21 protein-coding genes and 3 tRNA genes are annotated in these 23237 nt (G+C 60.4%); 15 read left to right on the top strand and 9 right to left on the bottom strand.

What is annotated here, in order from left to right; translation table 11 throughout:
- Nucleotides 1–85 precede the first annotated feature (85 nt).
- The 4 genes from V4R08_RS03670 to V4R08_RS03685 all read left to right on the top strand — a co-directional run bounded on the left by V4R08_RS03670 (nucleotide 86) and on the right by V4R08_RS03685 (nucleotide 3403).
- Nucleotides 86–553 carry a DUF6163 family protein gene (locus V4R08_RS03670; RefSeq protein WP_335578094.1) on the top strand — a complete coding sequence of 156 codons (468 nt, stop codon included), beginning with the start codon at nucleotides 86–88 and terminating at the stop codon, nucleotides 551–553.
- A gap of 458 nt (nucleotides 554–1011) precedes the next feature.
- Nucleotides 1012–1527 (top strand): transcriptional regulator LdtR, encoded by a 516-nt coding sequence (gene ldtR / locus V4R08_RS03675; RefSeq protein ID WP_335580171.1) that lies wholly within the window; start codon nucleotides 1012–1014, stop codon nucleotides 1525–1527.
- Between the two features lie 507 nt (nucleotides 1528–2034).
- Nucleotides 2035–2574, top strand: a complete 540-nt coding sequence (locus V4R08_RS03680) for a hypothetical protein (protein WP_335578095.1) — start codon at nucleotides 2035–2037, stop codon at nucleotides 2572–2574.
- A 532-nt stretch (nucleotides 2575–3106) separates the two neighbouring features.
- On the top strand, nucleotides 3107–3403 hold the full coding sequence (locus tag V4R08_RS03685) for an antibiotic biosynthesis monooxygenase family protein (protein ID WP_335578096.1): 297 nt from the start codon (nucleotides 3107–3109) through the stop codon (nucleotides 3401–3403).
- A 121-nt stretch (nucleotides 3404–3524) separates the two neighbouring features.
- Here the strand turns inward: V4R08_RS03685 and V4R08_RS03690 are convergent, their stop codons facing one another.
- From V4R08_RS03690 to V4R08_RS03700, 3 genes are all read right to left on the bottom strand, one after another.
- Complete coding sequence (locus V4R08_RS03690) at nucleotides 3525–4712, bottom strand: AI-2E family transporter (protein ID WP_335578097.1); 1188 nt, start codon at nucleotides 4710–4712, stop codon at nucleotides 3525–3527.
- A 243-nt stretch (nucleotides 4713–4955) separates the two neighbouring features.
- Entirely contained in the window at nucleotides 4956–6365 is a 1410-nt protein-coding gene (gene glnA, locus V4R08_RS03695) for a type I glutamate--ammonia ligase (RefSeq protein WP_335578098.1), read from the bottom strand.
- 90 nt (nucleotides 6366–6455) lie between these two features.
- Nucleotides 6456–6794 carry a P-II family nitrogen regulator gene (locus V4R08_RS03700; protein ID WP_011510702.1) on the bottom strand — a complete coding sequence of 113 codons (339 nt, stop codon included), beginning with the start codon at nucleotides 6792–6794 and terminating at the stop codon, nucleotides 6456–6458.
- Between the two features lie 351 nt (nucleotides 6795–7145).
- Between V4R08_RS03700 and V4R08_RS03705 the strand changes: the two genes are divergently transcribed.
- A complete protein-coding gene (locus V4R08_RS03705; RefSeq protein ID WP_335578099.1) occupies nucleotides 7146–8645 on the top strand; it encodes an NAD(P)H-hydrate dehydratase in 1500 nt (499 codons plus the stop codon).
- 104 nt (nucleotides 8646–8749) lie between these two features.
- Here V4R08_RS03705 and V4R08_RS03710 read toward each other — a convergent pair whose 3' ends face one another.
- Nucleotides 8750–10096, bottom strand: coding sequence for a multicopper oxidase family protein (locus V4R08_RS03710; RefSeq protein ID WP_335578100.1), 1347 nt, complete (start codon nucleotides 10094–10096; stop codon nucleotides 8750–8752).
- Nucleotides 10097–10343: 247 nt separating this feature from the next.
- On the opposite strand from V4R08_RS03710, the gene V4R08_RS03715 reads away from it, so the two are divergent.
- From V4R08_RS03715 to V4R08_RS03740, 6 genes are all read left to right on the top strand, one after another.
- A tRNA-Leu gene (locus V4R08_RS03715) sits at nucleotides 10344–10428 on the top strand.
- A gap of 150 nt (nucleotides 10429–10578) precedes the next feature.
- Complete coding sequence (tig, locus tag V4R08_RS03720) at nucleotides 10579–11940, top strand: trigger factor (protein WP_335578101.1); 1362 nt, start codon at nucleotides 10579–10581, stop codon at nucleotides 11938–11940.
- 332 nt (nucleotides 11941–12272) lie between these two features.
- Nucleotides 12273–12908, top strand: a complete 636-nt coding sequence (locus V4R08_RS03725; RefSeq protein WP_335578102.1) for an ATP-dependent Clp protease proteolytic subunit — start codon at nucleotides 12273–12275, stop codon at nucleotides 12906–12908.
- Nucleotides 12909–13333: 425 nt separating this feature from the next.
- A complete protein-coding gene (gene clpX / locus V4R08_RS03730) occupies nucleotides 13334–14608 on the top strand; it encodes an ATP-dependent Clp protease ATP-binding subunit ClpX (protein ID WP_011510697.1) in 1275 nt (424 codons plus the stop codon).
- Between the two features lie 305 nt (nucleotides 14609–14913).
- Nucleotides 14914–17337 carry an endopeptidase La gene (gene lon / locus V4R08_RS03735; RefSeq protein ID WP_335578103.1) on the top strand — a complete coding sequence of 808 codons (2424 nt, stop codon included), beginning with the start codon at nucleotides 14914–14916 and terminating at the stop codon, nucleotides 17335–17337.
- Nucleotides 17338–17563: 226 nt separating this feature from the next.
- Nucleotides 17564–17640: transfer RNA gene (locus V4R08_RS03740), tRNA-Val, on the top strand.
- A 58-nt stretch (nucleotides 17641–17698) separates the two neighbouring features.
- Here V4R08_RS03740 and V4R08_RS03745 read toward each other — a convergent pair.
- On the bottom strand, nucleotides 17699–17914 hold the full coding sequence (locus V4R08_RS03745; RefSeq protein ID WP_335578104.1) for a hypothetical protein: 216 nt from the start codon (nucleotides 17912–17914) through the stop codon (nucleotides 17699–17701).
- Between the two features lie 351 nt (nucleotides 17915–18265).
- On the opposite strand from V4R08_RS03745, the gene V4R08_RS03750 reads away from it, so the two are divergent.
- Nucleotides 18266–19123, top strand: coding sequence for a class I SAM-dependent methyltransferase (locus V4R08_RS03750; RefSeq protein ID WP_335578105.1), 858 nt, complete (start codon nucleotides 18266–18268; stop codon nucleotides 19121–19123).
- A gap of 7 nt (nucleotides 19124–19130) precedes the next feature.
- On the opposite strand, the gene V4R08_RS03755 is transcribed toward V4R08_RS03750, so the two are convergent.
- The 3 genes from V4R08_RS03755 to V4R08_RS03765 form a co-directional block, all read right to left on the bottom strand.
- On the bottom strand, nucleotides 19131–19451 hold the full coding sequence (locus V4R08_RS03755; RefSeq protein ID WP_335578106.1) for a hypothetical protein: 321 nt from the start codon (nucleotides 19449–19451) through the stop codon (nucleotides 19131–19133).
- 128 nt (nucleotides 19452–19579) lie between these two features.
- Nucleotides 19580–20833 (bottom strand): peptidase T, encoded by a 1254-nt coding sequence (gene pepT / locus V4R08_RS03760; RefSeq protein ID WP_335578107.1) that lies wholly within the window; start codon nucleotides 20831–20833, stop codon nucleotides 19580–19582.
- A gap of 136 nt (nucleotides 20834–20969) precedes the next feature.
- Nucleotides 20970–21269: an HU family DNA-binding protein gene (locus V4R08_RS03765; protein WP_335578108.1), complete on the bottom strand. Its 300-nt coding sequence runs from the start codon at nucleotides 21267–21269 to the stop codon at nucleotides 20970–20972.
- A 213-nt stretch (nucleotides 21270–21482) separates the two neighbouring features.
- On the opposite strand from V4R08_RS03765, the gene V4R08_RS03770 reads away from it, so the two are divergent.
- Nucleotides 21483–21559 (top strand) — tRNA-Asp (locus tag V4R08_RS03770).
- A 182-nt stretch (nucleotides 21560–21741) separates the two neighbouring features.
- On the opposite strand, the gene V4R08_RS03775 is transcribed toward V4R08_RS03770, so the two are convergent.
- Entirely contained in the window at nucleotides 21742–21936 is a 195-nt protein-coding gene (locus V4R08_RS03775) for a hypothetical protein (RefSeq protein WP_335578109.1), read from the bottom strand.
- A 328-nt stretch (nucleotides 21937–22264) separates the two neighbouring features.
- Here V4R08_RS03775 and V4R08_RS03780 point away from each other — a divergent pair, with 328 nt between their 5' ends.
- Nucleotides 22265–22630 (top strand): NADH-quinone oxidoreductase subunit A, encoded by a 366-nt coding sequence (locus V4R08_RS03780; protein ID WP_335578110.1) that lies wholly within the window; start codon nucleotides 22265–22267, stop codon nucleotides 22628–22630.
- A complete protein-coding gene (locus V4R08_RS03785) occupies nucleotides 22621–23235 on the top strand; it encodes a NuoB/complex I 20 kDa subunit family protein (protein ID WP_335578111.1) in 615 nt (204 codons plus the stop codon). The genes V4R08_RS03780 and V4R08_RS03785 overlap by 10 nt, the downstream gene beginning before the upstream one ends.
- Nucleotides 23236–23237 lie beyond the last annotated feature (2 nt).

Below are 23237 nucleotides of genomic sequence, written 5' to 3' on the forward strand. Positions count from 1 at the left end.
GCAATGCAATTGATTTTGTGGTTCCAAAAAGTCATGAATCGACTTCGCATTCGTATGTCCGTCGTTTCCGGCCACGAGCACCCTGATGTCTGAAACCTCTTCGCGCGAGCAGATCCCACGGGATAACAACGCCATGTCGGTGGCGGGGATTTCGTCTGCACGGACGGAAACGGTCGAAAATCTCTGGACCCGGCGACTGGTGCTGTTCCTGCGCATCATGGCGGTGCTATCGCTCGTCGCGGGGCTCTATCATTGGGCTCAAGTGACCGGATTCATCGGTGGCGAAGACGATGCATTTGAGAACCAGACCATGGCCTGGCAGGCGGCGACGGTCTACTTCGCGGTGATCGATCTGGTGGCCGCCGTGGGCCTGTGGCTCGCGACGCCATGGGGCGCCGTTGTGTGGCTCACCACCGTCGTCTCGATGGCTGTGGTCGAACTGATGTTCCCGGCGATCTATGGCGGCAGTCTGGCGGTGGTCGGGTTGGAAACGGCAATGCTCACGGCCTATCTTGCGCTGGCCTGGATGGCGGCGCGCGAACGGCCGCCATAGACATTGCAAATGCGCGAGCCTCGTCAAAAAAAGTCCCGCATCCGAAAGGACGGAGCCGATTTAACCGGAATAGACGGCATCGCTAGAATTGTGACGACGTCGCGCAGAATCGAAATTGAGACGTTGCGTCAAATTTTCCGTGAATTTTTAGCGGTAAGAATTCGGTCACCCTAACGGCGTGGTCATTTGTATTGACCGGATGTTTCGAATTTGAACGGTGCTGTTCCTGAATGCGACAACAGCCGCAGACGAAGGGTGAACAGCGTGGCGGAAACGTCAAGGAAAAGTTGCAAAAAGCCCTTATCTGAAAGGCTTAATCGGCGATTCACTGTCTTAAATTCATGATGTCTTTATTGTCTTATTTAAGCTGATCTTCAAACGCCTCCCCTAAGGTCCAGCTATCAGGCGGGACACAAGTTTCGTCGAATAAGTCGATAAAAACGACAACAGGGGATGTCATCATGAAAGCCGTTGCGAAGGCTCACGAGCCCGCGGAACAGGTTGCCGGCCAGGCGCCGGTGCAGCCGCTCTATCTCGAAGCGTTGACCTTGGTCGAGCGTCTGCATCGTCGTCTGCTCGATGTCATCAAGGATGAATTCGATCGTCGCGGCCGCGCCGACATCAATTCGGTGCAGGCGCTTCTGCTCTACAACATCGGCGACAAGGAGTTGACCGCCGGCGAATTGCGGACCCGCGGCTATTATCTCGGCTCCAACGTTTCCTATAATCTGAAGAAGCTCGTCGAGTTGGGCTTCCTCGATCATCAGCGCTCGCGCGTCGATCGCCGCTCGGTGCGCATTCGCCTGACCGCGCAAGGCCAGGAAATCCGACGCATCGTCGACGCGCTATACCAGAAGCACGTCAAGACCGTTGAACAGGTCGGCGGCATTTCGAACGAGGAGTTCGCAACGCTGAACAAGTCGCTGCATCGCCTCGAGCGCTTCTGGACCGACCAGATTTTGTATCGGCTGTGAGTTTTCTCCGGGACAGTGCGAAGCCGGCGTCAAGACCGGCCGCCCGTTCTCCTGGAACGCGACATTCCCTCCACTTTAAGCGCATCGGCCCGGTTCGTCCGGCGCCGGTGCGTTTGCTGTTCCTGGCCGAGTGGATTTGACATTCGCGGCCGACATGGAGCCTCGCTTCTGATGGAATCAGGAGCGAGGCTCTATGATTTTGAATTGACGCGTTTTCTTCACGCGAACCGGTACCCACTTCGCTCGAAAATGCTCATCTAGTCGCGCGTCCCGAACGCGAATGCAAAACTACACGTGCAATTTATATTTGCCAGTAGTCCATGGGGTTGGCGATCAAGTCCCGTTGGTGCAACCGACCAGCATCTCAATCCGAGCCCACGCGCCCGCGCCGAGGAGCGAAGCCAAACGAAGCGTGCCCTCTGTACAAATAGTCGCAGAGCGGTCATACTGAGGGCTTGGCTGGACGAGTTAAAAGATAACAAGACAACACATAAGGGAGGCAACGTGATGAACGAACACGACCACTCTAATCGGTTGATTTGGGGCATACTCGTTGTCGGCGTGTTGTCCTTCGCCAGCGTGGGCTTGGTATGGAGTACCGGCGGCCCGCTTCCGTCGAAGGCGCTTGCAGCGGTTCCCGCGAAAGCGAAAGCCGCGCCCCACACAGATGCAGTCGCCGGGCTGGAAAAGCGCTTGGGCTATCTCGAAGCAAGGATGAAGGATCCGCCGCCGGCAGCCGATACCTCTCAGCTCGACGCACGGATTAAGGATTTGCAGTCTCAGCTCGCGACCGTACAAACGCAGTTGGGTGCTTTCAAGGTATCGGATCTCGACGCTCTCAAGGCGAAGATTGATCGCGCCGGGAAGGCAAATCCTGAGTCCGTCAAGACGATAGAGGCTCTTCAGACCGACGTAGGAAACTTGCACAAAAGCGTCGATCAGCTTTCGCAGCAGGTTGCTTCCGCCGCAGCGTCGGATAATTCCAACCACAGCTCGCAGTCGGAATCCAAACACAGCTCGCATAAGTCGCACCACCACTCGAGATAGAGAGTACCGCGAATTGATCACCTGAGGCGGCAGCGCCGTGTTCTATGGGAAACCAAGGACAAGCCTCTTGCTGCGCAACGCCTAAAGGCGTTGCGCGCATCTATTTCGGCTCAGGCAGCGCCATGGTCGCTGAAGGCGAGCGCGCCAACGCCTGACACCTAGAGCATGTCCCGGTGAAGTGGAAACCGGTTTGCCGTAAGGAAATGCGACCACTCAATGGCTTAGAGCGTCCGTTCTGATTCCATCAGAACGGTAAGCGCTCTAAGCTGGTGGTCCCTCGATTCTAACATTCGTAAAAGGCTCGCTGAAGCGGGATGCGAATGTTAGAACTGGACCAATAGAACGCGACATTCCCCGCACTTTTAAGCGCTCCGGCCCGGCTCATCCGGTGCGTTTTGCCGTTCCTTGTTGCGTTGCTGCGAGCGATAACGAGGCTGGCTAACCCGGAAGGCGTGAGACGTTCGTTCGCGGTGGGCTTCCCGGTTGCTGCCGATTGCGATACAGACGGGAGCCGTACGAAGGGTCTCCTCACATGATTACCGAAATCGCGCAAATCGAGGTCAAGCCGGGCAGCGAGAAGGACTTTGAGGCCGCGATCGCGCAGGCGCAGACGATCTTCAAGCGCTGCAAGGGCTGGAAAAGCTTCGAGTTGCACCGGTCTATCGAGAAGCCGTCACGCTACCGGCTGCTGATCGAGTGGGAAACGCTTGAAAACCATTCCGTGGATTTTCGCGAATCCGCCAATTTCACCGAATGGCGCGCGCTGGTCGGAGCGCATTTTGCCTCGCCCCCCGAGGTCGAACACACCAATACGGTTGCAACCTTTTAGAGCCTCGCTCCTGATGGAACCAGAAGCGAGGCTCTATGATTTTGATTTGACGCGTTTTCTTCACGCGAACCGGTACCCATCCTCGGGTCAAGCCCGAGGACATGCTTCGCTCGAAAACGCTCTAACTTGCGGCTTTGACGGACCGCTGCTCGCCATCCTCGCGCAAATAATCGATAGCGACCTTGCCGATCGCGAGCAGGGGCAGGGCCAGCGCGAGCCCCCAGACGCCGAAGACAACGCCGAGCAAAATCTGGAACGCGAACAGCGTCGCGGGCGGGATGTCGAGCGCCTGACGCTGGATGATGGGCGTGAGGATGTAGCTCTCCAGTGCATGGACGCCAAGAAACAACACGAATGCGCTCGCGCCTGCCACCCACCCCGAAGCCAGACTCGCCAGCACCACGATCAACCCGCCGAGTAGCGCGCCGATGGTCGGAATGAAGGCGAGCAAACCGGCCTGGATGCCCAGGATGAAGGAGCTCTGGATGCCGATGATCTCAAGGCCGATCCAGGTCACCAGAAAAACCGCGGCCATGGTGACCATTTGGGCGATCAGCCAGCGCTCCAGGGTATCGCCGATCCTGTCGACCAGAACCGCCGCCGCCGCCCGGTGTTTCGCCGGTGTCATGCTGAGCAATCCTTTACGATAGAGAGTTGGCTGCGCGGCAAAGCAAAGGCCGAGAAACAGCACGATGAAGAAATTTCCGACGGCGCTGACGGTGCCGAGGATGAGCTTCAGGGTCTGGCTGACAATTGCGGAACCGCTAGAGGCCAGCGCGCCGGCGCTTGGCAAGTTGTGCTGAACATTTGCTGACGGCGTCTCATCGGCTTTTGCGGCTCCGGAGGCTCTTGCGGTTCCTGAAGCGCTTGCAGTCCCGGAAGCTTTCGAGGTTTCGGACGACGGATTGAGACCGGTCAGATTGAGGTAGCTGGTGTCTACGCCATTTTTCTCGAGGAAGGCCTTGAGGTTCACAAGCTGCGATTTGAGGGTATTGCTTAAAACCGTTGCCTGGTTCGCGATTGTTGTTCCCCCGAGAACCACAACGCCTGACAACGCCGCAGCGAGCGCCAGACAGACGATCGTCAGCCGCAATCCATGAGGCAGGCGAACGACGCGGCCGAGCAGATTTGTGATGGCGTTGAGAGCAACGCCGAGCAGCACACCGGCGAAGATCAGGAAAAGCGTCGCCGCAAATTCCCAGGCGAACACCAGCAGGGCCGCGAACAGGACGATGCCGATCCCTCCGGTCGCAATCGCCCATGCCAGATCCGTCCGGGTTTGCCCTTTGCCTACGGTGAAGTCGGTCACGGTCGCCTCCGGTTTTGAGCCCGCAGTGTTCCGTTAAAACGCCGTCCGGATCAAGCGTCGCCGGCTGTGCTGGTCTGACGGCGACCGGTATCGGGCGAGGCGTCCGCTCGAAACGGGCCCCGGACCGGTCCTGCCGCCGTGCCGCGCTGCAACGGCCGGAAATTTGAAACGAGGGGTGCTGGCGTCAAAAAATAAGGCGCTCCGTCAGGAGCGCCTGCTTTTGTTTTCGAGACCGAGAACCAATCAGTATGAATAGTACATGTCGAATTCGACCGGGTGCGGGGTCATGTCGAAGCGCTCCACCTCGGTCATCTTCAGCTCGATATAGGCGTTGATGAAGTCGTCGTCGAACACGCCGCCGTTCTTCAGGAAGGTGCGGTCCTTGTCGAGGCTTTCCAGCGCCTCGCGCAACGAGCCGCAGACCGTCGGAATCTGCTTCAGCTCTTCTTTCGGCAGGTCGTAAAGGTCCTTGTCCATGGCCGGACCCGGATCGATCTTGTTCTTGATGCCGTCGAGGCCCGCCATCAGCATCGCCGCAAAGGCGAGATACGGATTGGCCATCGGGTCGGGGAAGCGAACCTCCACGCGCTTGGCCTTTGGCGAGGTGGTGTAGGGGATGCGGCACGATGCCGAGCGGTTGCGCGCCGAGTAGGCGAGGAGCACCGGCGCCTCGTAGCCCGGCACCAGACGCTTGTAGGAGTTGGTCGACGGATTGGTGAAAGCGTTGATCGCCTTGGCGTGCTTGATGATGCCGCCGATGTAGTGCAGGCATGTTTCCGACAGGTCGGCGTACTTGTTGCCGGCGAAGGTCGGCTTGCCGTCCTTCCAGATGGACTGGTGGACGTGCATGCCGGAGCCGTTGTCGCCGAAGATCGGCTTCGGCATGAAAGTGGCGGTCTTGCCGTAGATATGCGCCACCTGGTGGATGCAATATTTGTAGATCTGCATCTGGTCGGCCATGTGGGTCAGCGTGTCGAATTTCATGCCGAGCTCGTGCTGGGCGGACGCCACCTCGTGATGATGCTTCTCGACCCTGACACCCATCTTGGCCATGGCACCCAGCATTTCGGAGCGCATGTCCTGCACTGAATCCTGCGGCGGGACCGGGAAGTAGCCGCCTTTGGTGCGAATGCGGTGGCCGAGGTTGCCGCCTTCATATTCCGTTGCCGAATTGGTCGGCAGTTCGGATGAATCCAGCTTGAATCCGGTGTTGTACGGATCGGCGGAGAAACGCACGTCATCGAAAACGAAGAACTCGGCTTCGGGGCCGACATACACGGTGTCGCCGATGCCCATCGATTTCACCATCGCCTCGGCTTTCCTGGCAATGCCGCGCGGGTCGCGGTTGTAGGGCTCGCCTGTGGAGGGCTCCAGGATGTCGCAGGTGATGACCATCGTCGTTTCCGCGAAGAACGGATCGATCGAGGCCGTGCTCGGGTCGAGCATCAGCATCATGTCGGACTCGTTAATCGCTTTCCAGCCGGCGATCGACGAGCCGTCGAACATCGTGCCTTCTGCGAAAATCTCCTCGTCGATCATGCTGACGTCGAAGGTGACGTGTTGCCACTTGCCCCGCGGATCGGTGAATCGCAGATCGACGTACTTTACGTCGTTGTCCTTGATTGATTTCAGGACGTCGTTGGCGGTCTTCATAAATACCCCTTGTCTCTGCTGGTCTTCGTGATCGGCAGCGCGAAGCGGCCGTTGGCATGGCTTGATGTGCGGATGTCGCTCTCAGAGAGTCTAGATGGCGTCGAGGCCGGATTCTCCCGTCCGGATCCGAATGGCTTCCTCGATATTGGACACGAAGATCTTGCCGTCGCCGATGCGGCCCGTCTGGGCGGCGCGCCTGATGGCGTCGATGGCTTTTTCGACCAGATCATCGCCGATCACGATCTCGATTTTGACCTTGGGCAGGAAGTCCACGACGTATTCCGCGCCGCGATAGAGTTCGGCGTGCCCCTTCTGCCGGCCAAAGCCTTTTGCTTCGATCACGGTGATGCCTTGCAATCCGATCTCCTGAAGGGCTTCCTTTACTTCGTCGAGCTTGAACGGTTTGATGATGGCTTCGATCTTCTTCACTGAACGTCTCCTGGCGCTTCCGATTTCCAGCCAGTGGCCGATGCGCGCTTACACTGCCGCCTGCAGCATCGGTCATGCACTGGTTTTCGGACGGACAAAAGTCGCGAGACACGCTTCATTACCTGCCAGTGGTCACCACAGATCGAAACGTCTCTCTCTAAGCAGGGTTTGTGCCAACTCGCAGGAGCGTGCAATTTTCAAACGTTATCAGGTGATTAAAGCGTGACTTTGCATGTCGTAGCAGCGCGCCGGAGTATCTGTCAGATTACAAATTAGGCAACGGGTTTATTTTTTGTGCAGCCGTGCGTCTGTAAGACGGTTAGCTCTTTGCCCCAGCGAGTTGGTTAGGCCATGGAGATTCTGACGACCGGTGAAATGGAGCAGGCTGACCGGCTCGCCATTGCGGCCGGCGCGCCGGGCTTCGCGCTGATGCTGCGCGCCGGACAGGCGGTGGCGGACGCGGCCACCGACCTCGTCGGTCAAGGCTCGATCCTGGTTGTCGCCGGGTGCGGCAACAACGGGGGGGACGGGTTTGTCGCAGCGACCGAACTGGCGGCGCGCGGCCACGACGTTTCGGTTATCCTGCTGTGCGAGCGGGACAGCCTGAAGGGCGACGCCGCGCTCGCGGCGAAGGGTTGGAAAGGGCCGGTGCTGCGTTGCGACCTGTCCGCGCTCGGCTCGCCCGCGTTGATTGTCGACGCGCTGTTCGGCGCAGGGCTCAATCGCTCGGTCACGGGCAACCCCCATGCGATGATCGAGGCCATCAACGCCAACGGCGCGCCGGTGCTCAGCGTCGATCTGCCGAGCGGCATCAACGGCACCACCGGCGCGATCATGGGCGCCGCGGTACGCGCCACGGAGACGGTGACGTTCTTTCGCAAGAAGCCGGCGCATCTCTTGCTGCCGGGCCGGATTCATTGCGGCCGGGTGCGCGTTGCCGACATCGGCATCTCCGATGCGGTGCTGGATAAGATTCGTCCCGCAACCTTCGAGAATATCCCGGATTACTGGCGAGGCGCGTTTCCCGTGCCGGGTATCGACGGGCACAAATATGCACGAGGACATGCAGTCGTCGTGTCCGGCCATCTGACCTCCACGGGCGCTGCCCGATTGTCGGCGCGTGGCGCGCTGCGGGCTGGAGCCGGGCTTGTGACGGTGCTCTCGCCGGACGATGCGCTGGGTGCGAACGCAGCGTCGCTGATCGCCGTGATGGTTCGGCGCATGAACGGCGCTGCGGAGTTTGCGGAAATCCTGACGGACCGGCGTCTCAATGCCTGCGTGATCGGGCCGGGGGCGGGAATTGGGGAGGAGACCCGCGCGCTCGTATCCACGGCGCTTTCGGCGCGGCCGGCGCTGCTGCTCGACGCCGACGCGCTGACCAGTTTTGCCGACGCACCGGATCGCCTGTTCGAGGCCGTTAAGGAGACCGGGAATACCGACATTATCCTGACGCCGCATGAAGGAGAGTTCCGTCGTCTTTTCAGCGCGATGAGCAACAAATTTCCACTTCGCTCAAAACTTGAGCGGGTGCGCGCCGCGGCCGGACGTTCGGGCGCGACTGTCCTGCTCAAGGGGCCGGATACGGTGGTGGCTTCGCCGGACGGGCGCGCGACGATCGCGGCCAATGCGCCGCCGTGGCTGGCCACGGCAGGCTCAGGCGACGTGCTGTCCGGCATGATCGGCGGGTTGCTGGCGCAGGGCGTGCCGGCTTTTGATGCGGCCTGCATCGGCGTCTGGATGCACGGCGAGGCAGGGCACGAGGCCGGCCCGGGGCTGATCGCGGAGGATCTGCCGGAGGTGCTGCCAGCGGTGTTGCGGCGGCTCTACGATCAATTCGGGATTGATTACTGAGCATGATCCCGAAAAGTGGAAACCGGTTTCCGGATAAGATCGTACTCAACCACAAGGAATAAGGTTTCAGAGTCTGATGCAATGCAGTTGAATCAGGCTCCATCCTACTCCACCGCGAACCAGCGGACCTGGCGCGGCGCGTTCCATTCGACGGCCATCGTCTCGACCAGCCAGGCCCCGGCCACGTCCGCGACGAAAGCGATACGCTGGGTCTGCCCGGCATCGACCAGCACGGTATCCAGCCAGAACGGCTTCCACCCGTCGTCGAGCCGGTCGAGCAGACGGGCGTGATGGCCGTGCAGATGAAATGCCATGGGGATTGCTGCCCGGTTGGTCAGCGCGAGCACCACGGGCCGGCCGCGCTTTGCGCGAAACGCCGGGGTCCAGCCCGTACTGAAGTGCGTCGGCGGACCCCACGAAGTCGGAGCCTCTCCGGAGGAGGCCAGCGGCATGTCGACGCGGAGCGCAGTCTTGAGATCGAGCCGGGTCGGCAGGCTCTCGGACGGCAACGGAGCGGGCGCCGGCAATGGCGCGGGCCGAACGGGGCTGTCTGTGGAAATGTGCAGTTGGGCGATCTGTCGCGGACTGCCGCCATCATGCAGGGTGACGGCTGATGTCGTTCCTGCGGGGAGCGTCGCATCGATAACGGCGTCGATCCGGGTCCCGGGGGCCAGCACCACTCGCCCGTTGCGGGCCAGAAACGGTTCCGCCGGCTGACTGTCGATCGCCATGACCCGAACATCAAGATTCTTGATTCCGATAGCAATTGCATTGCGTTGGCAGGCATTGACGAACCTGAGTCTGAGTCGTTCGTTGGGGCGCAATGTGAGGTCGAGCGAGGGCTTTCCGTTGACCAGATAAATTGGGGCTCCTGCCTTCTTTCCTCCGGGACCGGGAGCAACCGGAGATCCTTCGGCGTCGAGCCGCCAGTCCTCGATCAGCATGACCTCGTCGCGGTCGACCTCGACCGGCGTCCGTTCCTCGACGATCAGGGCCTGTGCGGGCGAGGGTTGCGCCAGACCGTCTCCGAGGAGGCGGCCATCGCAGAGAAAAGTACCGGCCTGACGCAACGGGAGCGAGTAGCGGTCGGATTCGCCCGACGACGCCGGCCGTCGAGCGGTCAACGGTTCGATGGAAGGTACGCCATCGATCCCGTGCCAGTTCAGGACCAGCGGCGCCGGAAGGCCGTTGTTCACGACAAGGTCGAAGCCCTCGTTTTGGCGGAAACGCGGGATTGCCGATGACCCGTCGGTCCGCAGCGACCAGACCGCGGTTTCGCGTCGATCCGGCCCCAGTAAAAGGGGGGCAGGCGCCGCATCAAAGGCAAGCATCTGCGGATGCTGCGGATGCCGCGATTGCGCGTGGATCGCGGCCGTTGGACCCGCCACGGCGGCAGCCCCGAAGCCCGCTAGCAGATGCCTCCGGGTGAACTGAACAGGACGGCGCGTCATTGCCGATGCGGATCATGTTCTCGGAGTTCTGTCCAGCAGTCTCCGGCGGGCCGAACGGCCATTTTTTTGCTGCGAACCGGTATCCTCATGTTATAAGCCCGCCCCATTGAGCGCGTTGATGATACCGGGGGAGAGGCCGGTGCCGTTGGTGCGCCCGATCTCGACTCGTTGGAGCATGACGTCTACCGAAAGCCGCTTCGCATTTTCGGCATCATGCTCGGCATCGCAGGCCGGATTGATGCTCGTAGCGGGCGTGGCGGAATTGGTAGACGCGCTGGATTTAGGTTCCAGTGACGAAAGTTGTGGGGGTTCGAGTCCCTCCGCCCGCACCAAACGCCACAGCGTTTGAGCAGAACGATTTCAGGCAGCTATCCGGGTGGATATATGCCGGCCATACACCGATGCAGGCGTTTTGCCGCGCATCGACCGATTGACAATGATCCGGCCGTTCCGGCCGGGCCAAGCGGAAGAAGATTGACGCCATGCAGGTGAACGAAACCCTCGCCGAGGGACTGAGGCACGAATTCCAGATCAGCATTCCGGCTGCTGAAATCACGGCCAAGGCGGATGCGCGGCTGGTCGACCTCAAGGACAAGGTGAAACTCGACGGCTTTCGTCCCGGAAAGGTGCCGGTCAGCCATCTCAAGAAGATGTACGGCCGCTCCGTCATGATCGAGACCATCGAGGACACGATCCGCGATACGAACATGCAGATCGCCACCGACCGCGGCTTCAAGCTTGCGGGTAATCCCAAGGTGACGATGCCGTCGGAGGTGAAGGAGATCGAGGATATCCTCGCGGGCAAATCCGACCTCAGCTACAGCGTGGCGATTGAAGTCGTACCGGCGATCGAGCTTGCGGACTTCAAGACCTTCAACCTCGAAAAGCCGGTGGTCGATGTCTCCGACACCGACGTCGACGAGGCCATCCAGCGGATCGCAGATCAGAACCGCAGCTACTCCGCCAGGGCGGAGGGCGCCAAGGCCGAGAATGGCGATCGCGTCACCATCTCGTTCAAGGGCACCATCGACGGCGAGCTGTTCGAGGCCGGCAGTAGCGATGACGTTCTGGTCGTGCTCGGGTCGAACGCCCTCATTCCGGGATTCGAGGAGCAGTTGATCGGGATCGGCGCCGGCGAGACTCGCATCGTCAAGACGTCCTTTCCCAACAACTATATGGACAACGAACTTGCCGGGAAGGATGCAGAGTTCGAGACCACCGCCAGCCTGATCGAGGCACCGCAGGACATCAAGATCGACGACGAGTTCGCCAAGTTGCTCGGTCTGGAGGAACTCGATCAGTTGAAGCAAGTCGTCCGCGAGCAACTCGGCGCCGAATTTGCCCGCGCGATGAGGCAGCACCTCAAGCGCGCGCTGCTCGATCGTCTCGACGATACGCACAAGTTCGACGCGCCGCCGTCGCTGGTCGACGAGGAATTCGAACAGGTGTGGAAGTCGATCACGACGGAGATGGAGACGAACAAGAAGACCTTTGCCGACGAGAATACCACCGAAGAGGCCGCAAGGGTTGAGTATCGCCAGATCGCCGACCGCCGGGTACGGCTCAGCCTCGTGCTTTCCGATATCGGCGAAAAGAACGGGATCAAGGTCACTGATGACGAAATCAATCGCGCAGTGGTCAGTCGCGCCCGCCAGACGCCGGGGCGGGAGAAGGAGATCTGGAGCTACTATCAGAAAAACCCCCAGGCCCTGGCTCAGGTTCGTGCGCCGCTGTTCGAAAACAAGGTGGTTGACTTCATTCTCGAACTCGCCACCGTTACGGAAAAGAAGGTGACGCGTGAGGATCTCTTTAAGGATCACGAGGCACACAGTGCCGAGGCCTGACGGGCCGCGCGTCGATCGGGCCTCGGGTCCGGCCCGTGCCGGATATTAAGGATATTGGTCGAAACCAGCGTCGCGACGCCGTCAACGCTAGGTCATGCGCTGCGAATCGGTTTGAACTGGTGGAGTGGATGCGAATGTTCGAATCGGACCACTAGGTTCGGTCGCCGCGGCGCGGCTCCCTTGTCGCCCGAGCGATCGGCTCATATCTGTGGGCCGTGCTTGCCGAGTCCTGCATCACGGGACGTTCGTCCGCACCGGAAAAGCCGGAGACTGTCGGTTTTGGCTCGGATGTCCGTCGCCGCTAACTGCTGACACAAACTTTTAGGTGATCAATGCGCGATCCAGTGGAAACCTATATGAACCTCGTGCCGATGGTGGTCGAGCAGACCAACCGCGGCGAGAGGTCTTACGACATCTTCTCCCGGCTGCTGAAGGAACGCATCATCTTCCTGACCGGGCCGGTCGAGGACAACATGTCGATGCTGGTCGTCGCGCAGCTCTTGTTCCTTGAGGCTGAGAATCCCAAGAAGGAAATCTCGATGTACATCAATTCGCCGGGCGGCGTGGTGACATCGGGCCTCGCGATCTACGACACGATGCAGTTCATTCGTCCGCCGGTCGCAACGTTGTGTACGGGACAGGCCGCGTCGATGGGCTCGTTGCTGCTGGCTGCCGGCGAGAAGGATATGCGCCATGCGCTGCCGAACGCGCGCATCATGGTGCACCAGCCTTCCGGCGGCTTCCAGGGTCAGGCGACGGACATCATGCTGCACGCTCAGGAAATCCTGAATCTCAAGAAGCGGCTCAACGAGATCTACGTCAAGCACACGGGACAGACCTACAAGGCGATCGAGGATGCGCTTGAGCGCGACAAGTTCCTCACCGCCGAGATGGCCCGCGATTTCGGCCTTGTCGACAAGGTGATCGACAAGCGTGCTGAAGAGCCGGCTGCCCCCAAAACTTCATAGTGTGGGCTGAACGGGCCGGTTGATTCGGCCCAACCCGGCGCCGCCGGCGATCACGGCGCGATACTTTCTGAAAAGTTCCTTTTTCATGGCGTTTCCGCTTGACTGGCGTGACAATAGCGCAACGCTGCGCTGAATTTGGTCAAAGAGAGTCGCGTTGTCGAGCCAAATCGCGCTATTGTCATGATGCGGAAGGCCGGCCGATTAGTGAATTCTTGATAGTCGGCGGTCACCGTGGTTCGCTAGCTGGGTTCAGCTAGCGAGTATGCGCAGGAGAATCGAATTAACCGCGATTCGCGCGGGATTGAGAGCGCAGGGTCTTTCCTGGTGCGGACTTTGCTCATATCTAACCCTGCTTCCCCGGATGTGCCGGAACGTAGCAGGCGAGCAGGCAAACAGGCGAGACCGAACGGCGGACGGAGACAGGAATGAGTAAGGTCGGTACGGGCGACTCCAAGAACACGCTGTATTGTTCGTTTTGCGGCAAGAGTCAGCACGAAGTACGCAAGCTGATTGCGGGACCCACCGTATTTATCTGTGACGAATGCGTTGAACTCTGCATGGATATCATTCGCGAGGAGAACAAATCCTCGCTGGTGAAATCGCGCGACGGCATTCCGACTCCGAAGGAAATCTGCAAGGTCCTGGACGACTACGTCATCGGGCAAGGCCATGCCAAGAAGGTGCTCTCGGTCGCTGTCCACAACCACTACAAGCGGCTCAATCATCAGACCAAGCACAACGACGTCGAACTCGCGAAGTCGAACATCCTGCTGATCGGCCCGACCGGATCCGGCAAGACGCTGCTTGCGCAGACGCTGGCGCGAATTCTCGATGTTCCGTTTACGATGGCGGATGCGACGACGCTGACCGAAGCCGGCTATGTCGGCGAGGACGTCGAGAACATTATCCTGAAGCTGTTGCAGTCCGCGGACTACAATGTCGAGCGTGCGCAGCGCGGTATCGTCTACATCGACGAGATCGACAAGATTTCGCGCAAGTCCGACAATCCCTCGATTACGCGTGACGTATCGGGTGAGGGCGTGCAGCAGGCGTTGCTGAAAATCATGGAAGGAACTGTCGCGAGCGTGCCGCCGCAGGGAGGCCGCAAGCATCCGCAGCAGGAGTTCCTGCAGGTCGATACGACGAACATCCTCTTCATTTGCGGCGGTGCGTTCTCCGGCCTCGAGAAGATCATCTCCGCGCGCGGACGGACCACGTCGATCGGTTTCGCTGCGCAGGTGCTTGCACCGGAAGATCGCCGCACCGGTGAAATCTTCAGGCATGTCGAGCCGGAGGATTTGCTGAAGTACGGCCTTATCCCGGAGTTCGTCGGGCGTCTGCCCGTTGTCGCCACGCTCGAGGATCTCGACGAAGCGTCGCTGAAGAAGATCCTGACCGACCCGAAGAATGCGCTGGTGAAACAGTATCAGCGGTTGTTCGAGATGGAGAATATCGAACTGACGTTTGCCGACGAGGCGCTGGGTGCGATCGCACGCAAGGCGATCGAGCGCAAGACCGGCGCGCGCGGGTTGCGTTCGATTCTCGAGAGCATCCTGCTCGAGACCATGTTCGATCTTCCGGGTCTGGAAGGGGTCGAGGAGGTCGTGATCTCGCGCGAAGTGGTTGAGGGAACCGCGCGGCCGCTGTACATTTACGCGGACCGCTCGGATCGCGCGAGCGAGACCAGCGCCAGCGCCTGATCGAGGCGCTCCTGTCGCCGCGAAGCGTCGCTGCCGGTCGTTCCGCGCGGCGGTCGCCGGCTATACGAGCGACGGCCATGTAGTCCCTGGAAGCCGCCACTTTCCTTCACTTGACACGCCGGTGGTCGATGGCCACCTAATGCTGTCGGCGGCGACGCATGTGCGTTCGCTGCTTCACGATCCAGGGCAGGTGAGGCCATCGGTTCGCAAAAGGCCCATACTTCTCCAGGAAACTCGGCACCTTGTGGCGGTTGCGCACGATCTGCGGGCTGCGTACAAGGGGGCGCAACAAAAGGAACAAGGCCATGACCGCCTCAAAACCCAGGCCAGCTATCGTTCACGGAGAAAGCCATACTTACGCGGTGCTGCCGCTTCGCGACATTGTCGTTTTCCCGCATATGATCGTGCCGCTGTTCGTCGGCCGCGAGAAATCGATCAAGGCGCTCGAAGAGGTCATGAAGAACGATGCGCTGATCATGCTGGCGACGCAGAAGAACGCGTCGGACGACGATCCTGAGCCGGATTCGATCTATAAAATCGGAACGCTCGCCAGTGTGCTGCAACTGCTGAAGCTTCCCGACGGCACGGTGAAGGTGCTGGTCGAGGGATTGGACCGCGCGCGCGTCACCAAATACTCCGATCGCACCGATTACTATGAGGCCGAAGCCGTCGCGCTCGCCGATGCTGACACCAGCAGCGTCGAAGCCGAAGCGCTGGCGCGTTCGGTCGTGTCGGATTTCGAAAGCTATGTGAAGCTGAACAAGAAGATCTCGCCCGAGGTCGTGGGGGTCGTGCAGGCGATCGCGGATTTCGCCAAGCTCGGCGATACCGTAGCTTCGCACCTCGCCGCCAAGATCGCGGATCGTCAGGGCATCCTGGAAACGCTGTCGGTGACGGCGCGTCTGGAAAAGGTGCTCGGTCTGATGGAGAGCGAGATTTCGGTCCTGCAGGTCGAGAAGCGCATCCGCTCGCGCGTCAAGCGCCAGATGGAGAAGACCCAGCGCGAGTATTATCTCAACGAGCAGATGAAGGCGATCCAGAAGGAACTCGGCGACGACGAGGGCCGTGACGAACTCGCCGATCTGGAAGAGAAGATCGCCAAGACCAAGCTCTCGAAGGAAGCTCGCGAGAAGGCCCAGCACGAGCTGAAGAAGCTGCGGCAGATGTCTCCGATGTCGGCCGAAGCAACCGTAGTGCGCAACTATCTGGACTGGCTGATATCGATTCCGTGGGGCAAAAAGTCCAAGGTCAAAAAGGATCTCAACGCAGCGCAGGAAGTGCTGGACGCCGACCATTACGGGCTTGAAAAGGTCAAGGACCGTATCGTCGAGTATCTCGCGGTGCAGTCGCGCGCCAACAAGCTGACCGGACCGATCCTGTGCCTCGTCGGTCCGCCCGGTGTCGGCAAGACCTCGCTCGGCAAGTCGATCGCGCGGGCGACCGGCCGCGAATTCGTGCGCGTGTCGCTCGGCGGCGTGCGCGACGAGGCCGAGATCCGCGGTCACCGTCGGACCTATATCGGCTCGATGCCCGGCAAGATCATCCAGTCGATGCGCAAGGCCAAGACCTCGAATCCGCTGTTTTTGCTGGACGAGATCGACAAGATGGGCGCCGATTTCCGCGGCGATCCGTCGTCGGCTCTGCTTGAGGTTCTCGATCCCGAGCAGAATTCGACGTTCAACGATCATTATCTGGAGGTCGATTACGATCTGTCCAACGTGATGTTCCTCACGACCGCGAATACGCTGAATATTCCCGGGCCATTGATGGACCGCATGGAGATCATCCGGATCGCCGGCTACACCGAGAACGAGAAGGTCGAGATCGCCCGCAAGCATCTCATCCCGAACTCGCTCGCCAAGCACGGCCTGGATTCGAAGGAGTGGTCGATCGATGACGACTCGCTTCTGCTCATCATCCGTCGCTACACCCGCGAAGCGGGCGTACGAAACCTGCAGCGCGAGCTCTCCACGCTTGCCCGCAAGGCGGTGAAGGAGCTGATGCTGTCGAAGAGGAAGTCGGTCAAGGTCACCGAGAAGGCCGTCGAGGAATTTCTCGGAGTGCCGAAGTATCGTTACGGCGAGATCGAGAGCGACGATCAGGTCGGCGTCGTGACCGGTCTGGCGTGGACCGACGTCGGGGGCGAGTTGCTGACGATCGAAAGTGTGATGATGCCCGGCAAGGGGCGCATGACGGTCACCGGCAACCTGCGCGACGTGATGAAGGAATCGATCTCGGCGGCGGCGTCCTATGTCCGCTCGCGCGCGATCACCTTCGGGATCGAGCCGCCGCTGTTCGAGCGGCGCGATATCCACGTCCATGTTCCCGAGGGAGCTACTCCGAAGGACGGTCCTTCGGCCGGCGTGGCGATGGCAACGACGATCGTGTCGGTGCTGACCGGAATTCCGATCCGGCACGACATCGCGATGACGGGCGAGATCACGCTGCGCGGCAGGGTGTTGCCGATCGGCGGCCTGAAGGAGAAGCTTCTGGCTGCTGCTAGAGGCGGCATCAAGACGGTGCTGATACCCGACGAAAATGCCAAGGATCTGACGGAGATCTCAGACGCCATCAAGGGTGGGCTGGACATCATTCCGGTCGCGCGGATGGACGAGGTGATCAGGAGGGCGCTGGTGCGGCAGCCGAAGCCGATTGTCTGGGAAGAGGATCCCAAGCTTCCGGTCACCGATGCGACTGACGAGGCCGCCGGCGGTCTGACCGCGCACTGAACGTCTTGAGCCAACCAACGAAACGGCGCCCCCGAGAGGGCGCCGTTTGCTTTATGAGCCGGTTATGCCTGCCGGATGATCGCGGATATCGACCGACAATGAGACTTCGGATTCCTGACTTTCGCGCGAAGACCGATCCACAAAGACGTTGCCGATGAACCCGCGCTGCAACTACGGCCGGCGCCGGCTTGCGTGCAGGGGCGTGTCGGAGCTAAACAGGAGGCGCGGGCGGCTAGCTCAGCTGGTTAGAGCATCTCGTTTACACCGAGAGGGTCGGGAGTTCGAATCTCTCGCCGCCTACCACAAATCAAGACCTTGCGCTGGCGCAGCTATCTATCTTACGCCATTCGGCGCAGGTCGATCACGAAACTTTACGATAGATCAAACCTGGCGACATAAGGCATTCGTTCCGGGCTAGCTGCGACGGTTCAAGCCCGCCGTAGCCCTCCAGTGCAATGCGATCAAACTCAAACCGATCGCCGTTCGCATCGATGATGTATTCCGGAATTGACTCCCGGCGGTATTCGCCGATGGAAGGGCCATGCTCAACAATCCGCTTATCTTCCTCGTCTTCCATCTCATCTCTCCATCCTGGTCGAGTGCGCGATCATAAGCCGCGCATCTTTCTTGCGCACGAAGGCCGGTTAGTCTCCCATGGCGCCATCCCAAGCGCAGGTCGGTACCTTTACGCGACCATGGCTCACGGTTACAGCCCTCGCGTGGCCTATTTCAACTTTGGACGGCGAGCAGTAGGGAGATTTCGCCAATCCCGCAAGTTGCTGAATCGTTCACGGTTTACCTCCGTCAAAACCATCGTTAAGTCATTGATTTCGTGACGGGCGGTCTCGTTTGAACGGAGAGGTTTGGAGTTCGAATCTCTCGCCGCCCACCAGTTCTCTGTTGATTTCAGATTCTCGCGGGAGCAGCGATGGCGGAAATCCCTCACGCGCAGGACCCGGAACAGATCGCTTACTGGAATGGGCCCGGCGGCCAGCGTTGGGTCGACCGGCAGCAGGTGCAGGATACGATGCTGGCGCCGGTGTCAGCCATCCTGCTCGATCGCGCCCAAGCCGTGCCGGGCGAACGCATCATCGATGTCGGCTGTGGTTGCGGCGCCACCACGCGGGCATTTGCGGAACAAGTCGGTGCTACTGGCCGCGTTCTGGGCGTCGATATCTCGGCGCCGATGCTGGAGCGGGCCGGGCAAGTCGCACCGGAAGGCGCTCCGGTGGAGTTCCTGCTCGCCGACGCCACGGTGCATCCGTTCGAAGCGGCACGGTCCGATCTGATTGCCTCCCGGTTCGGCGTGATGTTCTTTGCGGAGCCGGCCGTGTCGTTCGCCAACCTGCGCCAGGCGTTGCGGCCGGGCGGCCGGCTGACATTCGCATGCTGGCGGGAGCCGCGGCTCAATCCATGGCTCATGGCCCCGCTCCAGGCGGCCTACAACCATGTTCCGAAACTTCCCGAACTCGGACCGGAAGACCCCGGCCCGTTCTCGTTCGCGTCCGAAGCGCGCGTTCACCGTATTCTCGGCCAGGCCGGTTTCTCCGAAATAGCAATGGAAGCTTGCGACCTCGCATTGGACATTTCGGTCGGCAGCGGGCTCGACGCCGCGGTCGAGTCCGCGCTTCAGATCGGTCCGGCCAGCCGTGCGCTTGAGGGGCAGCCTGTTGATGTCATCGCCGCGGCGACGAGGTCGATCCGTGAAGCGCTTGCTCCGTTCGTCAAAGGGCAGGCGGTCGTGCTTCCAGCATCGATCTGGATCGTGACCGCGCGCAACCCATGATGGCGGACTAGCAATATCCGTACAGTCCGCAAGCGTATGGTAACCGGTCGAAATAGAACGAGATCGCCGACCGATCTTCGTAGTAGGGGCGATAGTAGAAATCGTTCGGCCTCCCGTAATAGCCGGGCACCGGCGGAGGAATCCGAAAACGGTAGAGCGCGCTCTCGGGATAATCCTTCTCCTTCTCACGCACGACACGGGCACGCGGAGACGGAGCAGGCTCGGCGAAGATCGCGCCGATGCGGCTATGCACCGGAAGGTCAGCGGCTGACACCGTCGCTCCCGTGGCGGCGAGGCCGATGACCGCAAGCAGGATGGTGCGCAGCATTTTTGAATCCTCGTTGATTCGAGGATCATATCTCCTGGCGTTTAGGAAAGATTAACGATGTCGTTGCGCGCTCTTCCGATCATGGCGTGGCATCCAAAACGCCATCATTGACCGCGATATCAGAGCCTTCAGGCGCGCTCTTCCCAGATCGCTGCGAGATGCACGATAGTCCGGACCGCGGCTTCCATGTCCTGCACGCTGACCCATTCGGTGCGTGAATGGAACGCGTGCTCGCCGGCGAAGATATTGGGACAGGGAAGCCCCATGAACGACAGCCGCGAGCCGTCGGTGCCGCCGCGAATGCTGCCCTTGACCGGTTCGAGACCGGCGCGGCGGATCGCTTCCATGGCGTTGTCGACGATATCGGGATGACGATCCACAATCTGTTTCATGTTGCGATACTGCGGCTGGATGTCCAGCCGATACGTCGAGTGCGGAAAATCCGCCATGACACCACGGACGATTCCCTCCAGCAGAGTTTCCTTTTCCTTCAGCCCGCCATCGGTGAAATCGCGCACGATAAAGCTGAGTGTCGCACGCTCCAGCGTGCTGCTGATGCCGGTCGGATGCAGGAATCCCTCGCGGCCGTCGGTGGTCTCGGGCGAGCAGGTGTCTTTCGGAAGCCGCTCCACAATACGGGATGCGATCTTGATCGCATGTTCCATCCTGCCCTTGGCGAAGCCGGGATGGGCGCTGACGCCCTCGATCGTAATAACGGCGCCATCGGCCGAGAAGGTCTCGTCCTCGATATGACCCGCAGTCTCTCCGTCAACGGTGTAAGCGAAGTCTGCGCCCAGTTTTTCCAGATCGACCTTGTCGACGCCACGCCCGATTTCCTCGTCGGGCGTAAACAGGATTTTGATGGCGCCGTGCTGGATCCGGGGATCGGCAAGCAGAATCTGTGCGGCATCCATGATTTCGGCGACGCCCGCCTTGTTGTCGGCGCCGAGCAGCGTGGTGCCATCCGACGTAACGATGTCATTGCCGACCTGATCGGCCAGCGCCGGGTTGTCGTTGACGCGAATCACCTGCGACCGATCGCCGCAGAGCTTGATGTCGCCGCCGCGATAATCCCTGACGATCTGCGGTCTGACGTTTGTTCCTGAACAATCCGGCGACGTGTCCATGTGGGAGCAGAAGCAAATGACGGGGACCCGCTTGGAACTGTTCGCGGGAATCGTCGCATAGACGTAACCCTGCCGGTCGAGGTGGGCATCCGCGATGCCGATCTCGTGCAACTCGCGCACCAGCAGGTGTCCAAGATTCTTCTGCTTCTCGGTGGACGGACACGTGGAGGATGTCGGGTCCGACTGGGTGTCGATGACGACATAACGCAGGAAGCGCTCCGTCACCGTGTGCTTGAATGTCATGGGAGCGGCCATCGTATCTCAGGGCAGGGGCCGTCTATACAGGAAATCAGGCCAACCAAATCTGCCGTTCCGGCCTTTGCTCATTGCGATCGGTCGGGCAGGCGGATCCCCCGGCGGTTAAACCGGAGCGTCCTGATCCGCGTTCTGGTTAGATGGCTTCCTTGAGTTCTTTTGCAGCGCGAAATGCGACCTTCTTGGAGGCCTTGATCTGAATTTCCTCGCCGGTGGCCGGGTTGCGGCCCTTGCGGGCGGCGCGCTTGCGGACCTGAAGAATGCCGAGACCGACGATGCGGATCCGATCGCCCTTCTTGAGGTGCTTGGTGATGCGGGTGACCATGTCGCTCAAGATGGCCTCGGAGGCCTTCTTCGACAATTCATGGTCCTCGGCCAATGCCGCCGCGAGATGCTTCAGCGTCACGGTGCTCGGGGTCGCTGCTTTCTTCGCCATATATGGCCCTCCTCGTCGTTGATGGCTTCGGGACGCAAAGCGTATCAGGCCTTGGTTGATTCGGGGAGGCACCGACCACGCCGTTTTGCCTGTAAACAGCCGGTTTTTTGCATCGACCGCTCAAAAATGCCTGTCAGCCAAGGGGATTCGCAACTGCCTTGACTTGGAAAGGCCCCGCCTTTAAGTCCTCGGCTCTGTGCGGATACGACATCCGCGGGAGTAGCTCAGTTGGTTAGAGCGCCGCCCTGTCACGGCGGAGGTCGCGGGTTCGAGTCCCGTCTCTCGCGCCAGTGTTTTCCGGCTTGATCTCCAACGCTCGGCTCTGACGCAAGGCTCCGGCGACGTAAAACGCCGGTGATGTAAGCTTCAGTAACGCTGGGGCGGTCCTCGCGGCCTGACATCGATAGGCAAAGCCGCCCTATAGCCGCTTTGGTCACCGAGCCGAAATCCAGGATCACCTCACCAGGCAAGATCACCTCACCAGGGATGTCCCCGAACTGGATATCATCGTTGGCTGACCGGCCTTGATCACATGCACGGTCTGGACGAAGTCGGTGCTCGGACGGAGGGAAGTGCCGAAAACTGTCAGCATGGCGCCTACGAAGAGTGCGACGACCACGATCTTCAGGTGGGTGGCGCGGTCCGCGCTTTGGATCGAGTGGTTCATGGTCGCCTCCTGTCTCCCGGCACCGCCGTGCGCCGTCGGACAGAGCAATAAATGCGGTTTGTTTCAGCTACGCTTCGCGGGCTCTCCAAAATGGTTTCATTTGCCTGATTCCCGGACGCCGGCGTGGTGTCCGATGGAACGCGCGGGGCAAGGGGTTTGGCAGGCGGGATTTTCGGCCGAAGTGTCTTGTCAACCCGCAAAACCTCGGTCCCGGGTGCGTCAAAATAGGCTATCTTGCCACCCCTGTTGCACTGGGCTAAAGCCTCTCAAAAGTTCCAATAGTCTAACAAATCTGCGGGTCGAGCGTCCGCAGCGAGGGGAAGCGCCGATGGGCGGCATTTTGCAGAACTATCTTCCGCTTGTGGTGTTTATCGGTATAGCGGCCGTGATCGGCGCTGTGCTACTGATCGCTCCCTTTATTGTCGCCTACCAGCAGCCTGACCCGGAGAAGCTTTCGGCCTATGAGTGCGGGTTCAACGCATTCGACGATGCCCGGATGAAGTTCGACGTCAGATTTTACCTGGTAGCTATTCTTTTCATCATTTTTGACCTTGAAGTCGCATTCCTGTTTCCCTGGGCGGTCACGCTCGGCAAGCTTGGAGCGACGGGCTTCTGGTCGATGATCGTCTTTCTTGGCGTGTTGACCGTCGGCTTTGCCTACGAATGGAAGAAAGGCGCGCTCGAATGGGATTGAGCTCTCCTGGCACGAAGGTCGCGAATGCTGCGTTCTCCGTCGGCGGTCCTCGCGTGGCTCCGGCAGCGGCCTCGATTCTGGATCCCCGGACCGGCCGGCCGGTGGGAGCCAGCGATCCGTATTTCCTCGAGGTCAATCACGAACTGTCCGACAAGGGCTTCTTCGTCGCCGCGACCGACGACCTCATCACCTGGGCGCGCACCGGCTCGCTGATGTGGATGACCTTCGGTCTTGCCTGCTGCGCGGTCGAGATGATGCAGGTTTCGATGCCGCGCTATGATGTCGAGCGCTTCGGCTTTGCACCGCGCGCCTCGCCGCGGCAGTCGGACGTGATGATCGTCGCCGGCACGCTGACCAACAAGATGGCGCCCGCGCTGCGCAAGGTCTACGACCAGATGCCGGAACCGCGCTACGTTATCTCGATGGGATCGTGCGCCAACGGTGGCGGCTACTACCACTATTCCTATTCGGTGGTGCGCGGCTGCGACCGGATCGTGCCGATCGATGTCTACGTGCCGGGCTGTCCGCCGACGGCTGAAGCGCTTCTCTACGGCATTCTGCTGTTGCAGAAAAAGATCCGGCGAACTGGAACTATCGAACGTTAAAG

Origin of the sequence: Nitrobacter sp. NHB1, from assembly GCF_036964665.1 — a bacterium.
GTDB lineage: Bacteria > Pseudomonadota > Alphaproteobacteria > Rhizobiales > Xanthobacteraceae > Nitrobacter.

Excerpts from the sequence above, each read along its gene's own strand:
- V4R08_RS03725 (WP_335578102.1), top strand. The coding sequence starts at position 12,273 with ATGCGCGATCCAGTGGAAACCTATATGAACCTCGTGCCGATGGTGGTC.
- V4R08_RS03775 (WP_335578109.1), bottom strand. The coding sequence starts at position 21,936 with ATGAACCACTCGATCCAAAGCGCGGACCGCGCCACCCACCTGAAGATC.
- V4R08_RS03785 (WP_335578111.1), top strand. The coding sequence starts at position 22,621 with ATGGGATTGAGCTCTCCTGGCACGAAGGTCGCGAATGCTGCGTTCTCC.
- glnA (WP_335578098.1), bottom strand. The coding sequence starts at position 6,365 with ATGAAGACCGCCAACGACGTCCTGAAATCAATCAAGGACAACGACGTA.
- V4R08_RS03710 (WP_335578100.1), bottom strand. The coding sequence starts at position 10,096 with ATGACGCGCCGTCCTGTTCAGTTCACCCGGAGGCATCTGCTAGCGGGC.
- V4R08_RS03765 (WP_335578108.1), bottom strand. The coding sequence starts at position 21,269 with ATGGCGAAGAAAGCAGCGACCCCGAGCACCGTGACGCTGAAGCATCTC.
- V4R08_RS03750 (WP_335578105.1), top strand. The coding sequence starts at position 18,266 with ATGGCGGAAATCCCTCACGCGCAGGACCCGGAACAGATCGCTTACTGG.
- pepT (WP_335578107.1), bottom strand. The coding sequence starts at position 20,833 with ATGGCCGCTCCCATGACATTCAAGCACACGGTGACGGAGCGCTTCCTG.
- V4R08_RS03755 (WP_335578106.1), bottom strand. The coding sequence starts at position 19,451 with ATGCTGCGCACCATCCTGCTTGCGGTCATCGGCCTCGCCGCCACGGGA.
- V4R08_RS03705 (WP_335578099.1), top strand. The coding sequence starts at position 7,146 with ATGGAGATTCTGACGACCGGTGAAATGGAGCAGGCTGACCGGCTCGCC.
- V4R08_RS03670 (WP_335578094.1), top strand. The coding sequence starts at position 86 with ATGTCTGAAACCTCTTCGCGCGAGCAGATCCCACGGGATAACAACGCC.
- V4R08_RS03680 (WP_335578095.1), top strand. The coding sequence starts at position 2,035 with ATGAACGAACACGACCACTCTAATCGGTTGATTTGGGGCATACTCGTT.
- tig (WP_335578101.1), top strand. The coding sequence starts at position 10,579 with ATGCAGGTGAACGAAACCCTCGCCGAGGGACTGAGGCACGAATTCCAG.
- lon (WP_335578103.1), top strand. The coding sequence starts at position 14,914 with ATGACCGCCTCAAAACCCAGGCCAGCTATCGTTCACGGAGAAAGCCAT.
- V4R08_RS03780 (WP_335578110.1), top strand. The coding sequence starts at position 22,265 with ATGGGCGGCATTTTGCAGAACTATCTTCCGCTTGTGGTGTTTATCGGT.
- clpX (WP_011510697.1), top strand. The coding sequence starts at position 13,334 with ATGAGTAAGGTCGGTACGGGCGACTCCAAGAACACGCTGTATTGTTCG.
- V4R08_RS03685 (WP_335578096.1), top strand. The coding sequence starts at position 3,107 with ATGATTACCGAAATCGCGCAAATCGAGGTCAAGCCGGGCAGCGAGAAG.
- V4R08_RS03745 (WP_335578104.1), bottom strand. The coding sequence starts at position 17,914 with ATGGAAGACGAGGAAGATAAGCGGATTGTTGAGCATGGCCCTTCCATC.